The sequence below is a fragment of the Leptospira harrisiae genome (assembly GCF_002811945.1).
GTDB lineage: Bacteria > Spirochaetota > Leptospiria > Leptospirales > Leptospiraceae > Leptospira_A > Leptospira_A harrisiae.
The window spans coordinates 276,223-296,925 of the sequence record NZ_NPDX01000003.1 but is presented as its reverse complement, the minus strand read 5'-3'; the positions used below and the strand labels follow the sequence as shown (position 1 = coordinate 296,925).

Annotated in this window: 18 protein-coding genes; 8 read left to right on the top strand and 10 right to left on the bottom strand. The window is 36.0% G+C overall.

Features of this window, described 5'->3' with window-relative positions; genetic code table 11:
• Window positions 1-169 precede the first annotated feature (169 nt).
• Entirely contained in the window at window positions 170-964 is a 795-nt protein-coding gene (locus CH364_RS13100; protein WP_100744470.1) for a response regulator transcription factor, read from the bottom strand.
• Between the two features lies 1 nt (window position 965).
• A complete protein-coding gene (locus CH364_RS13095) occupies window positions 966-2,903 on the bottom strand; it encodes a sensor histidine kinase (RefSeq protein ID WP_100744801.1) in 1,938 nt (645 codons plus the stop codon).
• A gap of 265 nt (window positions 2,904-3,168) precedes the next feature.
• Here CH364_RS13095 and CH364_RS13090 point away from each other — a divergent pair, with 265 nt between their 5' ends.
• Window positions 3,169-4,446, top strand: coding sequence for a lactonase family protein (locus CH364_RS13090; RefSeq protein ID WP_243401403.1), 1,278 nt, complete (start codon window positions 3,169-3,171; stop codon window positions 4,444-4,446).
• A gap of 211 nt (window positions 4,447-4,657) precedes the next feature.
• Here the strand turns inward: CH364_RS13090 and CH364_RS13085 are convergent, their stop codons facing one another.
• The 3 genes from CH364_RS13085 to CH364_RS13075 all read right to left on the bottom strand — a co-directional run bounded on the left by CH364_RS13085 (window position 4,658) and on the right by CH364_RS13075 (window position 7,057).
• Window positions 4,658-5,668, bottom strand: a complete 1,011-nt coding sequence (locus CH364_RS13085) for a hypothetical protein (protein ID WP_100744471.1) — start codon at window positions 5,666-5,668, stop codon at window positions 4,658-4,660.
• A gap of 115 nt (window positions 5,669-5,783) precedes the next feature.
• The gene (locus tag CH364_RS13080) at window positions 5,784-6,542 is read right to left on the bottom strand and encodes a response regulator transcription factor (protein ID WP_100744472.1); all 759 of its coding nucleotides are present in this window, start codon (window positions 6,540-6,542) and stop codon (window positions 5,784-5,786) included.
• Window positions 6,539-7,057 (bottom strand): YiiD C-terminal domain-containing protein, encoded by a 519-nt coding sequence (locus CH364_RS13075; protein WP_100744473.1) that lies wholly within the window; start codon window positions 7,055-7,057, stop codon window positions 6,539-6,541. The genes CH364_RS13080 and CH364_RS13075 overlap by 4 nt, the downstream gene beginning before the upstream one ends.
• Before the next feature lie 102 nt (window positions 7,058-7,159).
• Here CH364_RS13075 and CH364_RS13070 point away from each other — a divergent pair, with 102 nt between their 5' ends.
• Entirely contained in the window at window positions 7,160-7,732 is a 573-nt protein-coding gene (locus CH364_RS13070; RefSeq protein WP_100744803.1) for a TetR/AcrR family transcriptional regulator, read from the top strand.
• 145 nt (window positions 7,733-7,877) lie between these two features.
• Here CH364_RS13070 and CH364_RS13065 read toward each other — a convergent pair whose 3' ends face one another.
• Entirely contained in the window at window positions 7,878-8,168 is a 291-nt protein-coding gene (locus tag CH364_RS13065) for a hypothetical protein (protein ID WP_125232008.1), read from the bottom strand.
• A gap of 534 nt (window positions 8,169-8,702) precedes the next feature.
• On the opposite strand from CH364_RS13065, the gene CH364_RS13060 reads away from it, so the two are divergent.
• Both CH364_RS13060 and CH364_RS13050 read left to right on the top strand, forming a co-directional pair.
• Window positions 8,703-10,142 (top strand): lactonase family protein, encoded by a 1,440-nt coding sequence (locus tag CH364_RS13060; protein WP_165779515.1) that lies wholly within the window; start codon window positions 8,703-8,705, stop codon window positions 10,140-10,142.
• A gap of 341 nt (window positions 10,143-10,483) precedes the next feature.
• Window positions 10,484-10,987, top strand: coding sequence for a hypothetical protein (locus CH364_RS13050; protein ID WP_243401404.1), 504 nt, complete (start codon window positions 10,484-10,486; stop codon window positions 10,985-10,987).
• 20 nt (window positions 10,988-11,007) lie between these two features.
• On the opposite strand, the gene CH364_RS13045 is transcribed toward CH364_RS13050, so the two are convergent.
• Together CH364_RS13045 and katG are read right to left on the bottom strand one after the other, a co-directional pair.
• Entirely contained in the window at window positions 11,008-11,382 is a 375-nt protein-coding gene (locus CH364_RS13045) for a high-potential iron-sulfur protein (RefSeq protein ID WP_100744476.1), read from the bottom strand.
• Window position 11,383: 1 nt separating this feature from the next.
• Window positions 11,384-13,615, bottom strand: coding sequence for a catalase/peroxidase HPI (gene katG, locus CH364_RS13040; RefSeq protein ID WP_100744477.1), 2,232 nt, complete (start codon window positions 13,613-13,615; stop codon window positions 11,384-11,386).
• A gap of 792 nt (window positions 13,616-14,407) precedes the next feature.
• Here katG and CH364_RS13035 point away from each other — a divergent pair.
• The 4 genes from CH364_RS13035 to CH364_RS13015 all read left to right on the top strand — a co-directional run bounded on the left by CH364_RS13035 (window position 14,408) and on the right by CH364_RS13015 (window position 18,405).
• On the top strand, window positions 14,408-15,793 hold the full coding sequence (locus CH364_RS13035) for an ethanolamine ammonia-lyase subunit EutB (protein WP_100744478.1): 1,386 nt from the start codon (window positions 14,408-14,410) through the stop codon (window positions 15,791-15,793).
• Between the two features lie 5 nt (window positions 15,794-15,798).
• Window positions 15,799-16,578 carry an ethanolamine ammonia-lyase subunit EutC gene (eutC, locus tag CH364_RS13030; RefSeq protein WP_100744479.1) on the top strand — a complete coding sequence of 260 codons (780 nt, stop codon included), beginning with the start codon at window positions 15,799-15,801 and terminating at the stop codon, window positions 16,576-16,578.
• 293 nt (window positions 16,579-16,871) lie between these two features.
• Window positions 16,872-17,162: a cysteine-rich CWC family protein gene (locus CH364_RS18910; RefSeq protein WP_341864895.1), complete on the top strand. Its 291-nt coding sequence runs from the start codon at window positions 16,872-16,874 to the stop codon at window positions 17,160-17,162.
• 154 nt (window positions 17,163-17,316) lie between these two features.
• On the top strand, window positions 17,317-18,405 hold the full coding sequence (locus CH364_RS13015) for a helix-turn-helix transcriptional regulator (protein WP_100744481.1): 1,089 nt from the start codon (window positions 17,317-17,319) through the stop codon (window positions 18,403-18,405).
• 48 nt (window positions 18,406-18,453) lie between these two features.
• Here CH364_RS13015 and CH364_RS13010 read toward each other — a convergent pair whose 3' ends face one another.
• Both CH364_RS13010 and CH364_RS13005 read right to left on the bottom strand, forming a co-directional pair.
• Entirely contained in the window at window positions 18,454-19,518 is a 1,065-nt protein-coding gene (locus CH364_RS13010) for a DUF1554 domain-containing protein (protein ID WP_243401405.1), read from the bottom strand.
• On the bottom strand, window positions 19,515-20,477 hold the full coding sequence (locus CH364_RS13005) for a hypothetical protein (RefSeq protein WP_100744482.1): 963 nt from the start codon (window positions 20,475-20,477) through the stop codon (window positions 19,515-19,517). Before CH364_RS13005 ends, CH364_RS13010 begins: the two co-directional genes overlap by 4 nt.
• Window positions 20,478-20,703: the final 226 nt, after the last annotated feature.

Genomic DNA, 20,703 nt, shown 5'->3' with positions numbered 1-20,703 from the left:
GATTGAAACTATACTATGTCGTATCTAAGTTTGAATTTGCAGATACTTTTTTTCGGTTGCCATGATAATTTAGAATATAAGGACAAATGAAAGTTTTCCAAGGATGTCGTTCTATCTTTCCATACACTACGATAATGTACGAATGATTTGGATTTTTGATTCAAATGAATTAACTGTTAGAAATACAAATAGGGTCGACTGATGAATCAGTAGAGAGTTGTTGTTGTCTAAATTCGGAAGCAGTGATCTTGTGTTCTTTTTTGAAAGCTTCGTAAAAAGAAGAAAGAGATTTATAACCTACTTCAAATCCTATTTCACTGATATTTTTTTCAGGAAATTTAATGAGAAGTTCTTTTGCTTCTTTGATTCTATATCCGTGTAAAAATGAATGAAAGCTTGTCTGTTTTTTTCCATTTAGAAATTCGGAGAGTTGTCTTGGGTGTAAATCAAGTTCTTCCGCTAAAAGTTCAAGAGAAAGGTCTTCGTTTAAATAAACTTTTTTAACATCCATAAGATGGCTTAATCGATTTTGTAGGTTTTCAAGATCAACTCGCTGCAGACGGGACTTAGTAATATTTTTTTGGTCTCCTCCTCTTTGGTATGTGCTTGCAAAAAGGGAATGTCTATCTAATGCCAAACGCAATCGGTCTTCCGAAATAGGTTTTGGTATGAAATCGATGACACCAAATTCGAATGCTCGAATTGCGTTGTTAGTGTTGGCGGAAACAACAATGGTGCTCGTGAAGATTGTAGGAATCCTCTCTAAAATTTCAAAACCATCAAATCCAAAGATATTGAGATCTAAAAAAAGGATATTGATTGGCGATTGTTTTAATTCTGTATCAGCTTCATCAATGGAGGTTACATGTTTAATTTCCAAACCAGAAGGTTCTAAAATTGTGAGTAATAGTTTGGTTAAAAATTTTGCATGGACTGGTTCGTCTTCTAATATCAATATTTTCATTTTAATTTGTCTGAATTTTGATGAGAACTCGATATCCTTTTTTAGATTTCCCGTGTTGTAACGACCACTTCCCCGAATAGGATTCTTCCAATCGGAGTCTTACATATTCCAACCCTGTTCCCGATCCATTCTTTGAAGTAATAGGTTCCTTTGTCTTACAATGGTTATACACAATAAAACAATAGACCGAAATTAAATTCTCTTCTTTTTTGATATTTTTTTTGAGAATCAAAAAACTTAATTTTGCTTTTACAGAATCTTCGTGGGTAAAGGCATTTTCTATGAGTGTGTGAAAGATTAGAGGTGGAATTTCCTCTGAAAAATTGATTCCAAAAGTTCGGAATCTATAGTCTTTTTCCATTCTCATTTTCATGACTTCAATATGGTATTTGCATAAATCAATTTCGTCTTTGATAGGAATTAATTGTTTTGAAGCAACTTTTAAGATGATACGAAGTTCACCTACTAGAGAATCTAATATTTGTGCGGATTTTTCTGGACTTTCAGAAACCCAATAACGAATTGCAGAAAGTGAGTTCATCAGGAAGTGAGGTTGAATTGTTTTTTTATACAATTCCAATTCCATTCGTTTGGAAAGTATATTGGACCTATAGATATTTTCTTTTAATGTAACAGTTTGTTCTAGTTCTTGTTTTTGTTTTTCGACTGTTGTATAAAGTTTTGAATTTTTTTTTGATAACAAAAAAGATTGAGAGAAAAATAAAACAAAAGTCCCCAGTGGTCCATAAACTTCTGTTTTGATAATATTTTTTTCAAATAACATGTCATTCACGACTGTGAAAAATAGAAAAAGAAATCCGAGTAAAAATCCGGTAGAACTTTCTCTTTTATGTTTCACTGCTGCGATTAAAATATAAAAAACATAGAAACAATAAAGTAACATTATGATTTCTGCCGGGATTAAGGTTTCTTCTATAAAATTTGAATTCGGATCTAAAACAAAAAGAGAAATTATTGAAAAAAGAAAATAGAAAGTATAATTGATTCTTTTATTTGATTCATCCGGAAAAACTTTATCAATAAAACAAAGAAGAAGAGGGAAAGTTGAGTATATTGAAAGAAAGAAAATTTTAATAAGCCATGCCCATTCAAGTTCTGGAAAAAAAATAACTAAAAAGAATTCTCCGCAAGTGAGTTTGTAAACTAGGCTTACAAAAGAATACATTGAAAAATAAAGTAAACTTAGGTCATTTTTGCGAAGTAAAAAAAGTGTGAAATGGTAGAGGGAAATCACAAACAAACTCGCAATTAGAAAAATATCTAATGCCAACCGTATTTGTTTTATTTGTATCATTGTTTCTTCTAAACCAAGTTCAATACTTTGTCTGAATCCTGCATTACTTGCTTTGTAATTTGCCACATGAATGATGATTTCTAAATCCTCTGAATTTGGAGTGAAAAATGCGAGTTTGGGAAGCCAATATTCTTTTGTTTCTTTCGCCGATATACCCACTGTTCCATTCTCAGAAATTAGATTGCCGTTTATGAACATACGGTAGGTAGAAAATGCATGAGGTATATATAATGATATTTGAGAATTTTTTAAAGATTTAGGTAATGTCAGTTGCATTCTAAACGTTGCATAGTTATGCGCTGAATACGTTTTCCCTTCTCTTTGGATTTTGTTCCAAAATCCCGGTAAAGTTATTATATCTTTTTTTAAAAACGGGTCTGGTTTTCGAAAATCCTCTGAACGAAGTAACCTTTCATAATAAAAATCCCAGTCTCCATCTAACTTGATTATCATTTGTTTTTGCAAATGGATTCCGTGGAGATCCATTTTTCCCTCGATCACCATCGGTAAACTTTCGTCAGCTGGAGTTGAGTTACATGAAATCAATGTAAAAAGTATAAATAGAGATATTGTGCAGTTAAAGATGCTTGGGGAAATCCATGAAGTAGGTAATTTGTTTTTCATAACTTTCAAATTATATTTATAATTTTGATCCGTAATCCGGATTCCAGTCCCCGGACGACAGATTTTAAATCTTCGATTAGAATCCATAGTAAGGTTTTCTGTAGTGAAGAATCAATTCAATATTCTGCGTTTGTTCTTAAGTTTTTACTTACTTTTTCTAAATCTTCAATGTAGTCCGGCTAAATTGAATTCAACATGTGACCCTGAGAGTGCCAACTTTTTGATATCCGCCTTATTGGAGTTTGGTTCAACGGATGGAAAATTTTTGTGCTCTGTTTTTGGTGGTTTGAATCCTTTTCGTTTGAATTATGGTACGGATTATCTTGTGGTTCGACAAAATGAACCTACAGGTCCCATCATCCCTTTTGCATCAGAGCCGATTGAGAAATGCCAATCTTTGCCGAGTTTGCCTGCTGGATTGACCTTAAATGAATCCAATTGTGCGATTTCAGGAACTCCTACTGTCGGAACGAGTTCAATAAAATATTTGATCACTGCAAGTAGTAGTAATAAACAAACTACAATTCCATTGATTATAAAGTCTTTATATACCCCTAAATTTGCTTATGTAGTAAATACAAATTCGGGACTAGTGAATTCCTATTCAGTCAATTCAAGTTCAGGAGTGTTAAATGCTTCTGGGTTTGTGGCTGCTGGCGGGGGACCAGAATCTTTGGCTGTTAGTCCCAGCCAAAAATATTTAACTGTACCAAATAGAAATTCCAATAATATTACCCAATTTTCAATAAACCAAACAAATGGAGATTTAACGAGCTTAGGAAATGTCGCTAGCGGCGGAAATTCTCCATCAAGTTTAGTATACCATCCTTATAAGGACATGGTTTATATTCGGAATTTTGAAAATGTAAATACTTTTGTTGTAAACCAAACAACGGGAACTTTATCATCAGTATATACGATGGCAGTAAACACAGGCGCATCTAGCTTAATGATAGATCCTTTGGGAAATTATTTATATGTTCTTAATTATGGCGGAAGGAGTATGGATGTCTACCATATAGATCCAACAACGGGTTTACCTAATCCTACCGTAATACAATCGATTGGAACTGGAGCCTTCCCAAGAAACTTGGAGATATTGGCAAATGGCAAAAATCTTTACCTGGTTAATGATGCAGATAATAATATTTCATCTTACCGAATCAATCCGGACAATGGAATGTTAGAAACTTTAGGATTTGCAACGATTCCCTTAGGTGTCAATGCAAGGTCGATTTCTGCTGATCCTACTGGCAGATTTGTCTATATGACTCAACAAGGTTCTGATTCGGTCTCTATTTACAGAGTTGATCCGACCAATGGAAGTCTGTCTCAAGGAACAACGTATATGCTTAGTCAAGGTGATGCTCCAACAGGAATTTCTACTGATTCATCTGGAAAATTTTTGTATGTAACGAATATCAATGCAAGTACAGTCGATATGTTTAAGATCAATCTTACTGATGGAAGTTTGTCACCTAATGGAAATGTTGGCACAAGCACCTTACCTTTGGCGATAGTCACTGCAGGAACGAATCCCTAATTCATTGTAGGTAATGATTCTTTAGTCTTTGGATTAAGGTAAGTTGTTTTGTAAATTACTGAAAAAGATAGAGGATTCTTATCGGAAAGAAAAAATCGATATTAGTGAAGGCCTTTTTTGAATTGCAACCCCCCCTTGTTTCCTTTTAAAGGAGGGTATTTGTTTTACTAGATGAAAATTTTCCTTTGTGTTGAATGCTTATTTTGGAGTTTTATTCCAACCTAACTCTACTATGGAAGAAATCAGCGCTAAAGGTTCCGTTTCCATCCTCCATCATAATATTGCTTTGTATTTCAAGACAAATATTATCTTTACCTTCTTGGTTTAAAGAAGTTGCAATAGTGGTGACACCAGGTTGTAAAGGAGGATGTGCTGGATCATCCCATATATAACTGAAGGCATTCGGAACTAAAAGGGGTCCTCCTGTTTTTGGACTCATTCCATAGATTTCAAATTCAAGATAAGTAATTTCCTCATGTTTGAGTTTCGATTTAAACTCCAACTGTCCAGCGTTGTTGGAAATTTCAAAACAATGTGGGTCACAATTGCCAATAACGATTGGAACAAGAGGCGCACCAATGCAGTTTCTATTGTGAGAGAAATCAATCTCTTTGGATGAAATTCCAAATTCATTTCTTGCCACAAGGATTAGTTTTTGTTTTTGGTCCGCAGGAAATTTAAAATTAAACCAAAAGGCTCCACCATTTGGATTGATTGGCACTAATGTTTTGAAGTTGGCTGCATTGATTACCGTCCCGTCCGGTTCCAATTTCATATTTCGTTTTCCAATATAGGCAGTAATCGTTGTTTGGTTATGTACGGGTTGTTGGAAGCTGATTTGATCGATGGAAATTTTTCCATAAAATCCGCTTGCATCTTCTGTTACAGGTGTATCTTCTAAGTGAGTATGGGGATTGTTTAAGATGGGAGCGTTTAGCGGTTGCCCTGGAGGAGCAGGTTGGCCTACCACCGGTGGGATGGGGGGCAATACTCCTCCTGAATTGTTACCCTCTGAATTTGAAGATAGTTGGTTTTCTGTAGGCAAACCCAATAAACCAATAGTATTTGTTTGGTCTGCTTTTTTATCTTCTTTTGTGCAGCTAATTAACGACAGAGTAATCAATAGACAGAGAGATAAAATCGTTATTTCGAATAATCTCTTTTTCGATTTTATTATTTTTGTGTGAAACGAACTGCCAAATATTTTTTTTTCTATTAACATCAAAAGTTCTCCTAAACTAAGTGGCCTTGCTAAATTAATAATCTTTACTATTCTAATGCATTTTGATTTTTCTGTCGTCCTGGGACGGGAGTCAGGAGCATAGGTATTGCATTTTTTAGGTAGTTAATGTTTTTTGTCTAAATTCTGATGTGGTGATTTTTTGTTCCTTTTTGAATGCGTCATAAAAACTAGAAAGGGACTTGTAGCCAACTTCAAAACCTATATCACTGACTTTCCTGTCTGGATATTTGATCAAAAGTTCTTTTGCTTCTTTGATTCGGTAACTGTGTAAAAATGAATTAAAACTAGTTAGTTTGATTCCATTCAAAAATTCTGATAGTTGTCTTGGGTGTAACTCTAGTTCTTCGGCCAATGTTTCAAGAGATAAATCCTCGTTTTGATAGACTTTTTTAATTTCCATAAGCTCAGACAAACGACTCTCGAGTTTATCAATATCCACTTGTAATAAACGTGATTTTACATAGTTTTGGTTGCTCGTTTCTTTTTGATTGGTCTTTGTTCGAAGGAAATATCTTTCTAAGGCCAATCGTAACCTTTCTTCGGAGACTGGTTTTTCGAGAAAGTCTAGGACTCCATACTCAAAAGCACGAATGGCAATGTCAGTATTTGCGGAAACAACAATGGTTTTCATTGTTTCATTAGGGAATTTGTCTAAAAAATGAAAACCATCAGACCCAAATATATTAAGATCTAAAAAAAATAAATCAATAGTAGATTGCCTATAATAACTATATGCCATTTCCAGGGAAGTTGCGTGTATAATTTCAGCAATCGGCAATTCTAAAATTGAATTTAATAGTTTTGCTAAGTATTTTGCGTGTATAGGTTCGTCTTCTAAAATTAATACTTTCATATTCTGTTTTTTTGTTTTGGTGTCAGCTTTCTTATATATATTATTTTTTTAACTAAAGCGATCGTGTTTTCTTTGGAATCTGTTACGTTAATCGTGAATGTATAATCGATTTTTTTTTGTTTCGATAACCGGGATTTTATGTTCTCTATATCATTTTCCGATACTTCAAATTTTGCAAAAACTGAATTGTTGTTTTTATTTATGTATTCAATCTCCGCACGTTTGTCCCAAACCATATAATTACTTCCTAAGTTTTTCATTAATAAATAAACATAAAATGGATCACACATGGAATAAAGAGATCCGCCGAAATGTGTTCCCATGTAACCTTTATTAAAGAAATTCATTTTTAATTGAACATTGATTTGTTGTTTTTCTTTGTTATATTGTAATACTTTTATTCCGGATCCCCAGAAAGGACTATAGAGGTTGATTGCTTTTTTAAATCCTAAAAAAAACTCCATCCATTTCCACTTTGGATCTGGATGGAAAGAATTAGCCAAATTTTCTTTCATTTGAAAATTAGAATTTGAAGGTGGATGAAGTTCGCAATGAAAAAAAATCGAAATGTTGAAATAGTATTTACTGATTAGTAAACAGTGTACCATTTGGTAAACATGGCAAAGACGGTTACGGAGAAGGTTGATTTAATCCCTAAATTACTCGAGTTGTTTTGTAATTATGGAGTTGATGGTGTATCCATTAAAATGGTTGGAGAAGTCACAGGTTTAGGGAAAGGGAGTATTTATTATTTTTTCCCCAGTGGAAAATCGGATATGGTAGATTTTATAATTTTACATGCGGAGCGGTTTCTGAATGAAAAATTGTTGTTATTAACTGAAAATAAACTTAAGGGTAAAAAAGGGATCGAAGAGTTTCTTAACACTTTTGTGTATGATACTCTTCTTTTATCTTATATTCATTTTATGAGTAGTTTGGCATTAAGCCATCAGAGAGTCTACTATATGGACAAATTAAATCTTTTTTACAAAGATCTTACCTTAAAATTGTCAAAAGTAATTTCGAAAGAGGGGTATCCGAATAGTAAAGCATGGAATATTTCTGAAAACGTGATTGTATCCGTTTATGGTAGTTATCTTTTTTCTTGTTCACTGGAAGATAAAAGTTATTTTCAAAATCGCATTAAAAAGTTAAACAAAATTCTAATGGAAAATCTTAAATCGAACTGATTCGTTTTTTGTCAAAGAAACTAGAGGCCAATTGCAAAACATTGTGAATGTTCTCGGTTGACAAAATTCTTTTCTGTCATTATAAAAATCCCAATGTAATCTAAATTACATTGGGATTTTGTCATATAAACAAAGCGTAGATTTTCTAATTTCTTACAATTTGACAATACTTTTCAACTCCATACTCATTCACGGTTGTCGGAGCACAGTCTGCAGGATATACGGTAAATGTTGCACGTTGTTTGCAACCATTGGCTCCAAAATTTTTAGCGTCTATTATACTAATTTTTACATTTTCAACTGGACAATCAAAATCAAAGGCCGCTCTTGCCTTTACTTTTTCTGTTATCATTTCGTTAAAACGTTTTTGACCGACAGGAAAAGAGCCACAATAAAATATAAGTAATGATGAAAGAAAAAATGAAATTATTTTCAAATTCACAATGATATACTCCTTAAAACTAACATTTGGACCCCATTCTAATACAAACCTGTATATTTGTCGTCCTGGGTCGGGAATCAGGATGAGAATTAATGCGAAATAAAAAGTTTAGTTTAAGACTGATATGCATTGAACATTATTATTTGATCAATTTGGGAAGTAGTATTCTTTCTCTCAGAAATTAAAGAAGTCATTGGAAAAAAAGATCCAAGCAATGGATCCATTCAAAGATTTGAATTGTGTATTGAAATTTCTAAAACATCGTAATTTCGTTCAGCTTACTTAGGTTCATTTTGCCATCTATCACTCTCGGTAAACTCTCGTCAGTTGGTTTTGTTTGGCAAGATGCTACGATTAGAACCACAATTAAAATTCGTATGTGGCTGATTGAGCTACGGGAAATTCATAAAATAAATTTTGGCCATAGCGTGAAAGTTAGATTCGAAAAATAGGTTCTGACTCCGGATTCCCGTCCCAGGACGACGAACTCCATCTCTTGAATTAGAATACACTATAAGGTTTTCTATAGTGAAGAATCAATTCAAGATTTTGTCTTTGTTTTTATGTTTTTATTTTTTTTTGTTTTATCTTAATTGTAGTCCAGCCAAATTAAATGGAACTTGTGATCCAAAAAGTGAGAGTTTTTTAATTTCCGCATTGTTAGAATTTGGTTCTGATGATGGGAAATATCTTTGTGCTTCCTTTGCCGGTTTAAATCCTTTTCGGTTTCGTTATGAGTCCGATTATTTTGTGATTAGACAAAATGAAACGATTGTTCCAATGGTTCCGTTTGCATCCGAACCCATTGAATTTTGTAAAATTTCGCCGAGCTTACCTACTGGACTAGTATTCAATCCTACAACTTGTGTAATTTCGGGAACTCCTTTAGTTGGTGTAAACGCTACAAAATATTTTATAACTGCTGGGAATCAAAATAAACAAATTACAATTCCTTTGATTATTAAATCATTATTCACTCCTAAATTTGCTTATTTGTTGAATACAACTTCAAGCTTAGTTAATTTATTTTTTATCAATGCAAATAATGGCGTATTAACTGGAAATGGAACCATAGCTGTGGGGGGTGGTCCTGAATCCTTAGGTATCAGCCCAAGCCAGAAATATTTAACTGTGGCTAACCGGAGTTCGAATGATCTTAGCCAGTTTTCCATTAACCAAACTAATGGTAATTTAAGCGTAGTTGGAACAGTACCAAGTGGAGGAGTGTCACCTTTAGCGATGACTTATCATCCGTATAAAGATATCGTATACATTCGTAATAATTTGAACATTGCTACTTTTTTGGTCAATCAGGCGACTGGAAATTTAACATTGATTAGTACAATTCCTGCTAGCACCGGCGCCTCTAGTATTGCCGTTGATCCTTTTGGAAACTATCTCTATGTCCCAAATTATAATAGTAAGTTGATGGATTCCTATTGGATTGATCCGGCTACAGGAATTCCATCGCCAAATGTAATCCAAACGATAGGAACGGGCGCATTCCCGAGAAATTTAGAAATTCTATCGAATGGAAAAAATTTATATATCGTGAACGATTCAGATAATAATATTTCTACCTATCAAATAGATTCTAACAGTGGTTTTTTGAGTTCTTTTTTTCCTGCCACTGTACCCATGGGATTAAATTCTAGGTCGGTTGTGGCTGATCCTTCAGGAAAATTTTTGTATATGACGAACCAAGGTTCCGATTTTGTTTCTATCTATGGAATTGATCCAAGTACGGGGAGTTTGTTTCCTGCTGCTATGAGCCAAATGACAACGGGAGATGGTCCAACAGGGATTAACATTGATTCTTCGGGAAAGTTCTTATATGTGACAAACTTTAATGCAAATACGGTGGACATTTTTCAAATCAATCAGTCAAATGGAAGTTTGACAAAAATCGTAGATGTGGCAACGAACATACTGCCTATTGCTATAGTGACTTCAGGAACCAATCCTTAGTTTGAAAAAAAGATTATTGAGATAAGCATCGTTAGTTGTTAACAATTTTTTCATGGTAGAAAGGCGCCAAGTTTTTTGACCCGCATAACCATTACCCGAATTTATGAATTCCTGTGGAGTGATCGTAGGTTGTATAATCATTAGTGCAGGTGGCATTCGAACTAGGATCATTAAAATTGGTAGAAAATCCTGAGCGGACAGATCCATCATAACCGGAAGAATAAACTACAAACTACTAAGGTAAATTTTAAAAAAAGGGATTGATGCCGCATTTAGTTTTCTTAGGGTAAAGGTGATTTCCATTCATTTCTTTGGAAAATTAAGGAAAAAGTATTTGTGTCATGATTAAATTTATAAATTCGAATATTCTGATTATCATTTGTATTTTTGGTTTGTTTAGTTTTTGTTCCACAAAACAGATGAAAAATGAATTGCTGGAAGAGAAAGTGCAAACCAATCCTACCAAACGTAATTGGAGTCCGACTCCGCAGTGTTGCGACCTGCATTCCGAATTTTTAGGAGTTGTTGTCCTAAATAAAGTCTGTGTTTCTGAAACAGAAACCAAATTAGAATTGTACACTACGGAATCAAAAAAAGTTTGTGTATTAAAAGAAGGGATGTTGTTTCGCGATGACATAGGAACATCCTATCCATTTTTGAAATCCGAAGGAGTGGATCTTTGTCCCAAACGAACTCAGATGAAAAATACTCCGTTTACTTTACATTTTCCAAGTATTCCTTCGGAAACAAAATCTTTTGATTTGATCGAAGACAAAAATGCAAAATATGCCCACAAACCTTGGGTATTTGAAAGAGTGGATCTGACAAACTGTGTTTGGAAATAAAAACTATTTCCAAACTTAATTTATGATTTAAATGACCAGGCAGAACACCAACCGTTGGAAGATACAACTCCAGAGGTAATGATATTACATTTTCCCCAGTTTTCATTTATCTTTGTAAATTGAGCACAGTGTTTACAAAATTGATTTTTTGTTGTGAGTTCTTTTCTTTCTGGATACAGTATGAAATCAGTTTGTTTTGCATCATGGTGAAACCCAAGTGCTTTGGCAGTAGGGTCGGATTCTAAAACAGGATTTGCATCATCAGGTAAAGGGGCAGAATGTTTTTTTTCTGCCATCAAATTTTTCATCAAACCCAATCCTCCCTCTAAAATAAAGAGGGAGGTCATCCAAGACAACGAAGTTGTTAAAAAATGTTTTCTTGAATTTTGATTCATTTTACTTTTTTACGTCAAATCGATCCAACATCATCACTTTGTTCCAGGCAGAAACAAAGTCTTTTACAAACTTGTCTTTTCCGTCATCTGAAGCGTACACTTCAGCTACAGCGCGGAGTTCCGAATGAGAACCAAGGATTAGATCTACTGATGTGGCAGTCCACTTTTTAGCACCTGTTTTGCGATCAATTCCCTCATATACTCCTTCAGTTTGCTCTGATTTTTGCCATTTTGTGGACATATCAAGTAAGTTGACAAAGAAGTCATTAGTAAGAACTCCTGGCCGAGTGGTCAAAATTCCGTGTTTTGATTTTCCAGAATTTGCATCTAGAGATCGCATTCCACCGATTAGCACTGTCATTTCAGGAATGGTAAGGGATAACATATTGGAACGATCCACTAACATTTCTGTTGGTGATAAAGAATTACCAACACCGTAGTAGTTACGAAATGCATCTGCCTTTGGTTCTAGAACAGAAAATGAATACACATCTGTTTGTTCAATCGTTGCATCTGTTCTGCCTGGAGTAAAAGGGACTTTCACATCCACTCCTGCTTTTTTTGCTGCTGCTTCTATACCGGTATTTCCGGCTAACACAATCAGGTCGGCAAAAGAGATTTTATTTCCTGATTCATTAAAATCGGTTTTGATTTGTTCCAATTTTTTTAATGTTTTTGAAAGTTCTTCAGGATCATTTACTTGCCAATTTTTTTGAGGTGCCAAACGGATTCTTGCGCCATTGGCTCCACCTCGCATATCGGTATTTCGGAAACTGGCAGCAGAAGCCCAAGCGGTTCTAACTAACTCAGGGATTGTGATTCCTGAGATTAGAATTTTTCCTTTTAGACTTTCGATTTCTTTAGGACCAACTAACTTATGATCAACGGCAGGAAGTGGATCTTGCCAAATGAGCGGTTCGTTCGGTAAATCTTTAGAGATATATCGGGAAAGTGGTCCCATGTCTCGGTGCGTAAGTTTAAACCAAGCCTTCGCAAACGCAAGTTCAAATTCCTTAGGATTCTCTTGGAATTTTTTAGCGATTACTTTATAACTTGGATCAAACTTTAATGCTAAATCTGTGGTAAACATGATCGGAGCATGTCGTAATGTTTTATCATGTGCATCGGGAACCATATTGGCAGCTGCTCCATCTTTTGGTATCCATTGGATGGCACCTGCTGGACTTTTTGTTTGAACCCATTCAAAACCAAACAAATTGTTTAGGTATTGAGTTGTCCACTTTGTTGGGTTAGAGGTCCATGCACCTTCGAGTCCACTTGTAATGGTATCTTCGGCATTTCCTTTTTTGTAGCTATTTTTCCAACCAAACCCTTGTTCTTCGATTCCTGCCGCTGCTGGTTCTTTTCCAACGTGTTTAGAAGGATCTGCTTTTCCATGAGCCTTCCCAAAAGTATGGCCACCCGCAATCAGCGCTACGGTTTCTTCATCATTCATAGCCATACGACCAAAAGTGTCGCGAATGTCTTTAGCAGCTGCTAGTGGGTCTGGATTTCCGTTGGGACCTTCTGGATTTACATATATGAGTCCCATTTGTACGGCACCAAGTGGGTTTTTTAGTTTTCTATCACCTTCGTACCGTTCGTCGGCCAACCATTTTTTTTCAGGTCCCCAATATACAAGGTCAGCTTCCCAATCATCGGTCCTTCCGCCTGCGAAACCATAGGTTTTAAATCCCATAGATTCGAGAGCAACGTTTCCAGTTAGAACCATTAGGTCTGCCCAAGAGATTTTTTTTCCATATTTCTTTTTGATCGGCCAAAGAAGACGGCGAGCTTTGTCTAGGTTTGCATTATCAGGCCAGCTGTTGAGTGGTTCAAATCTTTGTTGTCCACCACCGGCTCCACCTCGGCCATCGGAGATTCGGTATGTTCCGGCACTATGCCAAGCCATCCGAATGAAGAAGGGCCCGTAATGGCCATAGTCAGAAGGCCACCAATCCTGAGAAGTTTTCATCAAGGTTTTGATCTCTTCTTTGATGGCTTTGATGTCCAAGTCTTTGAATTCCTTGGAATAGTTGAATTGTCTCCCCATTGGGTTGGATTCCGCGGCATGTTGGCGGAGAGGTGCCAAATCGAGTCGTTCGGGCCACCAAAACTGGTTGGAATTGCCTTGGCGTTCCATCGAACTTACAGATTCATTCGTGTCTGCAGCCCATAACGAGCTAAAAGAGAGCACTAAAATGGCAATAGCAGAAATATTATTTGTTCTCATATGATCCTTCACTTTCTAGATTTAATATAAATTTAGAATAAGTCTAGAGACTGAAATCAAGCAATTTTTTAGATTTAGTCTAATTTTATGCAGTTGGGGAGTGAAAAACGTTGGTTTGTCAATGAGAACGAAAAAAAAATCTGAATCAGATTCTCTATATAAAAAAGACAAGGTAGGTTTTGTTGGTGGACCGATGCCTACCTTGCCTTAAAGATCGGGAGGGCTTGGTCGCAGACGGAAGGAGCGGACGCGAACCCCGGACAAGTTCGGCCCTTAATGAATATTTGTTTGGAAGGGTAGAAGATGGGTTTAGTTTTCCATTTTTTGTTTGCTCGAATTTTTTTAAAGGATCGATGGCAAAAAAGAAACATTGGCGAAAGAATGGATTGTTTACTTTCTAACCAAGGAATTCCCAAAGTGAAGGCAATTTTTTCTAATATAAAATATTTGGTAATCAATTGAAGTAATGGTTTAGCGGATGTAGATTTGATAATTAGTATATATGTATATATTGATACACGTTTTTGATGGGAGTGTCAATTTTACGAAAATGGAATCATGATTTGATCACCCCAATCTATCTAACCAGATGACATTTACCGTGACAACCTCTGATCCTTTTGGCGATAAGAGCCGACTATTTAAGGAATAACTTCCAAGATTGGGAAGTTATGATTTTTCAGCATGAGAGTGCAATTAATTAAGCCATTCTTCTTAAAAAATGAGTGAGTTCTTAGGTGACAAAATAGAAAAGTTCTATCCGAAAGATTCTCAATTGGTTATAATCTGTTTATGGGTTACAGAACAATCCTTGGCACCAAAACTTATAATTTTCCAGAACTGAAAGACTTGTTAGCAAAAGCGAGTCCCCATCGGTCAGGTGATGTCCTCGCGGGAGTATCGGCGACAAGTCAAGAAGAGAGAGTCGCAGCACAAATGGCTCTCGCTGATGTTTATCTATCTGAATTTTTAAATGTGGAGCTTATCCCGGCAAACAAAGATGAGGTGACAAAACTCATTCTTGAGTCTCATGACAAAGATGTTTTTTCACTGATTTCTCACCTGACAGTGGGTGGATTTCGTGACTTTTTGTTAGCTGAAACAACGGATGCAGAGGTCATCAATTCCATTCGATGGGGAATCACTCCTGAGATGGCAGCTGCCGTATCCAAATTGATGTCCAACCAGGATTTAATTTTAGTCGGAAATAAAATTAAAGTTTTCACAAAGTTTAGAAATACATTAGGTTTACCTGGTCGACTTTCTGTCAGATTACAACCAAACCATCCGACTGATGATCCCAAGGGGATCGCAGCTAGTTTGCTAGATGGATTGCTTCTTGGGAGTGGAGATGCTGTCATTGGAATTAACCCCGCCACTGATAACATACCAACTAATATTGCTTTATTGGAAATGTTAGACAATATCATTCAAAAGTATTCTATTCCTACACAATCCTGTATTTTATCTCATGTGACTACTTCGATGGAAGTGATGAGGAGAGGAGCTCCTTTAGATTTGGTGTTCCAGTCCATTGGTGGAACAGAAGATTTAAATAAAAGTTTTGGTGTTTCTCTTTCTCTTTTGAAAGAAGCAAGGCAAATGGCACTTGCATTAGGTCGTGGGACTGTGGGTGATAATGTTATGTACTTTGAGACAGGACAAGGGAGTGCCTTGTCTGCAGGTGCCCACCATGGTATCGACCAACAAACGTTAGAGGTAAGAGCTTATGCTGTTGCCAGAGAGTTTTCACCACTTCTCGTAAATACCGTTGTAGGATTTATTGGGCCCGAATATTTATACAATGGAAAACAAATCATTCGTGCTGGTTTGGAAGACCATTTTTGTGGAAAACTGCTGGGGCTTCCAATGGGTGTGGATGTTTGTTACACGAATCATGCGGAAGCTGACCAAGATGATATGGATAACTTGTTAACTTTGTTAGGTGTTGCAGGTTGCACTTATATTATGGGAGTTCCGGGAGCTGATGATGTGATGTTGTCTTATCAAAGTACTTCTTTTCACGACGCATTGTATCTCAGGCAAGTATTAGGTTTAAAACCAGCACCGGAATTTGAAGATTGGTTACTTAGTCGTGGAATCTTTTCGAACAAATTAGGTTTTTTACCTAAAGAAAATCGAAACTTGAGTTTAATCGAAGATTTATTAGGAAAGTAGAGCGAATGACTTTTTTAGAGGAATGGAAACAATATAGTCAAGCAAGAATTGGTTTAGATCGTACTGGTGGTTCGATTTCCACCAAAGATATGTTAAAGTTTAGGTTAGACCACGCAAGAGCGAGAGATGCTGTTTTACTCAATCCAGATTTTTCAAGTTTACTTGAAAATCTAAAGGCCTTAGGGAAAGGGAAAAACCTTCCTGCAGTTTTTGTGGAGAGTTTAGTTAGTTCGAAAGAAGAGTATTTGTTAAGACCTGATTTAGGAAGAAGATTGTCTACTGAATCTGTGAATAATCTACAAAGTTTAAGTGGTGATTTTGATTTAGCGATCATCGGTGTCGACGGATTATCGGCAAAAGCAATTGAGAATAATTATATTCCATTTTTAACAATTTTAATGGAAGAAATAAATAAAACCGGTTTTCGGGTAGGTCCACTTGTGCTCTCCAAATGGGGTCGAGTGGCTATTGGAGATGAAGTCGGAGAGATATTGAATTCTAAAATTTCGATTGTTATCATCGGAGAACGACCAGGTTTATCTTCTGCTGATAGTTTGGGAGTATACATCACCTATCATCCGCAAGTTGGTAATACCGATGAAAGTCGTAATTGTATATCCAATATCAGGCCAGGGGGTTTTGCCTTTGAAAGTGCGGTAAAAAAAACTATCTATCTGATCACGGAATCAATTCAAAGAAAATTGTCAGGTGTTGGGTTAAAAGATGAAATGCCTCCAGAGTTTTTATTGCCATCGAAAGAAAACAGGGTTATCGGTGAATCTTAGTGACTTTAAAATCACAATTGAAAAAACTAAAAAGTTGGGAACAGTAGATTGACAGATACAGTGAGTTCCATTGATCATCATAGTAATTCCGGGAGGAATGAGGTGAAACTCCTCAACTGACGGTGCAACCGTGAATTCTTATCCTCATCAATTTTGGATGGAAAAGTCGGATCTTCCCACAAATGAATCGCCCGTAAACGATCATTCGTTCCTCAATTTTTCAAAGGGTTCCCGGACAAAGATACTGGAATATCTCAAACTTAAGTGGGAACATTTAGGTTTAAGATTCCGTTTTGAAAGGAGTTTTTTTGGAAGATTTTAATACAAACGGATTAAAAAATATAAATCAAGATCAAAGTAATGGGAAACATGAAGAAAAAATTTGCCCCCATTGTTTGCGAATTTTTGAATGTAAGGTTGGTTCTATTAGTCTTTGCCAATGTAATAAAGTAACTCTTTCCTTGGAAGAAAGAGAATACTTGGCGACACAATATTCCGACTGTCTTTGTTACCAATGTATGGAGACACTTACCTTTGAATTTAAAATGAACAAATCTTATAAATTGATCTCTTGGCGTTTTTGAAAATTTAATTCATCCAAAGTTGTATCCGATTCAATTAAGTTCGCCAAACGATTGTAGTATTTTAATTCATTCTTTTTGCCTAAATCGTAAATTTGAATGGTAAAAAAACTTAGCTTAAGTCCTAATTAGTAATAGTAAGGTTAAACGTTATTCCATGAGCGTATTTTTTTTAGTCCCTTTGTTTGCTTCCTTAGCTAATATAAGTTGTTTTATTGAAAATATCACACGTGATCATCGTTTCCACAGACTCCTTAGTGTTTTTTATTTTACAATTGGAGTTCAAAATGCAGCCACAGCTGCCCTTTGTTTTGCCTCCGATGAGACCACAGGTCTTGCGTTTTGGATCTTTCAGTGCCATTCTTTTTTTCTATTGGCTCCCGTGCTTGTTGCTATTTGTTCATTTTGTACTGGGAGAAAATTATTGAATCAAGGAACCATTGGCATTGCAATATATGCATTGGTAGTTGATTTGATTTGTTCTTCGATACCGAAAACTGTGGTTTACGGTTTTGCTAAATTTTCCTTTGGTATGGCACCCTTACTCACTGATGTTGGCGGAATACTCGGTGGTTCTGTACATTTTTTTGCAATCACATTGTCGTTATACTATGTTTTATTTCCTTTGGAATGGAATGCTTTTTTTGAAAGACGGACCTTTATCATTGCTTTGTGTGTTTGGTGGTTTGGCCTATTTTCAAATTTTTTACCAATGTATGGATTTAATTTTCCTCCCCTTCACCCCGTAGTCGATGCCACTTTGTCTGTATTATTTTCTATTTATCTAAATCGATTTAATGCGGCAAAACCAAGTGTTTACAGTTTTATTGCTTCCATTTTGATTTCACTCGCTGTTGGGTTATTGATTGGGATATTTATATTAGGAATTTTGCCAATATTTACCTATAAAGAATTTGTGACTTCTGTTTTGACTACTTTAACAAGTCTCGTGTTTTTTGCATATTTGCTAAAGACTACGCTCAAAGACAACAGACCAAATCTTCCTTTTTTGTTACCTCTTGAACAATTTGGATTGTCCAAACAAGAACTACGAATTTGTGAGTTGATTGCGGAAGGGCATAGTCGTTCTTTTATTCGTTTGATTTTGAATGTTTCAGATGGAACATTACGAAACCATCTCAAAAACATTTATGGTAAAGTATTACCTGAGTCAAATTCCACTTCCAAAGACCAACTCCAACGTTTGACTGTTTTTTTATCCAAACAAAAAATTACTGAATCATAAAACACGAAACCAAATTTATAAGTATGTTGGTTCAATTTATTGATTTCCTTATTGTTCAACACAAACTAACTCGCGATTGACGGAGCAATGTTGTAGTCCTTTCCCTGCTGTAAGTATCGTTATATCTTGAGTAAAAGCATCCCCCACGGTTCCAAGTTCTGAAGCTGAGTTCGTGGTCCACTTCAAACAAGCCCCATCTAGATATGATGTCCAATCTTGGTTGAGTCCCGTCCAATGATCGGAACTAACTGTCGTAATTGGTGCAGAAAGGCTTGAGGCAAATAATCCATTGGCATTGGATGTTTCGATATTGATCCCACCTGGTCTGATATAAGCCTGGTTTGCCTTAAAAACCCAATCGATCTGATTGTCTCCTATATTTGAAGTGACACTGGCGCGTCGAGATATCCCATCGACGACCATTGCCTTGTAATGTCCGGTGCCAGGGTAGTTTGGATCTGATAGGCAATTGGAATCAAAGTTCGATGCTTTGCCAACATTGGCAGGGTAAACATTCTGGGTGATAAAGATAATACATTTTAAACAGGAGGCCTGGCAGTTGATTTCAATATCATTTATGTTTTGGTTGGAGACGGTTCCTGTAGAATTAACCAACTCACAGTAGTTACCTTCCGCTTGAGTTGAAAAGTTAACTTCATAATTAATGCCAGCAGGGATCTGAACAGGAAAAGCGAACTCTGTGCTACCTGAGGGAACCATAAGTGAATTTTTATGATTTAAAATCAGAGTCAAACCGCCACCCGTTAAACCAGAAATTTTTCCGCCAATAGTGAAACCTGTTTGATTTGATACATTCGCTGAGAAACAAGGATGACTTGTTTCACCTAATACTACTTTCGCAGCAATGGTTTTCGAAAAAGATTCTGAACTTACATCACAAACATTTTCTAATTGAGAGGAAATACAATTTGTGATCATTCCGATGGCGATTATGAAAAGATAAGTCAACTCGAGTAAGGTTTGGGAATGGTAAAAATATTTTTTATAGTTTTGTAAATCGTAAGTAGTAATTTGTTTCCAATGGTTCAAAATCCCAGATGTTTTAGATAAGTTTTCAAAAATATACATCTGGGATATTGAATCTACTGTCATTCATTAGGAATAGCTACATATCCTTTTAAGAGCGATGATCGTTGGGGTTGGTCAACATTAAGGAATGATTGGACTTCAGTACAAAGAAACTCTTTTTCTTGAATCTCGAAACTTGTTTTGATTGTATGTAAACCAGCCAAAGGAATGCCAATTTCTAAATCAACAGCTGGAGCAATCGACTCAGTAAAGCTTCTTGGACTAACGACACTTAAGTCTAAATGCAAATAATTTCCATCCATTGGAAGGTTATACTTTGAAATGATTTCAATCTTGTCACCAGACTTAGTTGTTTCAATGCAATAGTCTGTGCAATTTCCAATAGTCCCTGGTGACTTAATTGCATCAGCACATTTTCTTGGGTGTCCGATTGTTAGTTGTTTTGTGGAGATACCAAATTCATTTTTTGCAACAACGAACACTTTGTACTTTCTGTCCGAATCACAGAGATAAGTATAACCAGAAAAGTTGCCTGCTGTACGTTTTAAGGTTTCTAAAGCATTCGTTACTGTTCCATCAGAATTTAATTCCATATTTTTTTTCCCGAAATAGAGAGAGATTTCAGTATTTGCTGGAACTGGTTTTTGAAAGCTAATGCTCGATTTTTGAAACTGTAACAGTCCTTTGGTGGAATACGGGTCGTCCGCGGGATTTGCGGGATTTGTTAAATAAGTGATCTCATTGAGGAGAGGAGCTACCGCTTGGATATCATCCTCGGCGATTGGAGTTATGATTCCCACGGAACCGCCTTGGTTGCCTCCAAGTTGAGAGGTCGCATTGGATTCTGTGGCAAGTAAAATCGGAACCAAATGGGTCTCGGCTCCAGCCGTCTTTCCATCACATTTCAAAAAGAAAAGGGAAAGGCCTGTCATTAGCAGAACAGGAAGGTTCCACCGAACAAACTGAATGATTCTCTCACGGAGCCTGTCAAAATGCCGAGATAATTGGGTGGTTGTTTTCATGCACCCAAGGTAACATTTTCTAGGCTTTTCTACCATGTCCCGGATGTCATGAGTGGGAAATTGGTCCTATCACAAATGTCATGTTTCGGCCCTATCGCTAGAACCTCTCTGGTTTTACATTCAAACGAAATCGAAACTCACTCACGTTTTTCACAGATTTGTTTTTTGCCAATAGTTACCCATTTGGTGAACTATTTTTCTTGCTGAAAATTTGACCATTGTTAAT

Bases quoted from the DNA above. Each gene is read 5' to 3' on its own strand.
- CH364_RS13085 (WP_100744471.1), bottom strand. From the start codon at position 5,668: ATGTTAATAGAAAAAAAAATATTTGGCAGTTCGTTTCACACAAAAATA.
- CH364_RS13095 (WP_100744801.1), bottom strand. From the start codon at position 2,903: ATGAAAAACAAATTACCTACTTCATGGATTTCCCCAAGCATCTTTAAC.
- CH364_RS13070 (WP_100744803.1), top strand. From the start codon at position 7,160: ATGGCAAAGACGGTTACGGAGAAGGTTGATTTAATCCCTAAATTACTC.
- CH364_RS13035 (WP_100744478.1), top strand. From the start codon at position 14,408: ATGGGTTACAGAACAATCCTTGGCACCAAAACTTATAATTTTCCAGAA.
- CH364_RS13010 (WP_243401405.1), bottom strand. From the start codon at position 19,518: ATGACAGTAGATTCAATATCCCAGATGTATATTTTTGAAAACTTATCT.
- CH364_RS13050 (WP_243401404.1), top strand. From the start codon at position 10,484: ATGATTAAATTTATAAATTCGAATATTCTGATTATCATTTGTATTTTT.
- CH364_RS13005 (WP_100744482.1), bottom strand. From the start codon at position 20,477: ATGAAAACAACCACCCAATTATCTCGGCATTTTGACAGGCTCCGTGAG.
- eutC (WP_100744479.1), top strand. From the start codon at position 15,799: ATGACTTTTTTAGAGGAATGGAAACAATATAGTCAAGCAAGAATTGGT.
- CH364_RS13015 (WP_100744481.1), top strand. From the start codon at position 17,317: ATGAGCGTATTTTTTTTAGTCCCTTTGTTTGCTTCCTTAGCTAATATA.
- CH364_RS13045 (WP_100744476.1), bottom strand. From the start codon at position 11,382: ATGAATCAAAATTCAAGAAAACATTTTTTAACAACTTCGTTGTCTTGG.
- CH364_RS13100 (WP_100744470.1), bottom strand. From the start codon at position 964: ATGAAAATATTGATATTAGAAGACGAACCAGTCCATGCAAAATTTTTA.
- CH364_RS13075 (WP_100744473.1), bottom strand. From the start codon at position 7,057: ATGAAAGAAAATTTGGCTAATTCTTTCCATCCAGATCCAAAGTGGAAA.
- CH364_RS13080 (WP_100744472.1), bottom strand. From the start codon at position 6,542: ATGAAAGTATTAATTTTAGAAGACGAACCTATACACGCAAAATACTTA.
- katG (WP_100744477.1), bottom strand. From the start codon at position 13,615: ATGAGAACAAATAATATTTCTGCTATTGCCATTTTAGTGCTCTCTTTT.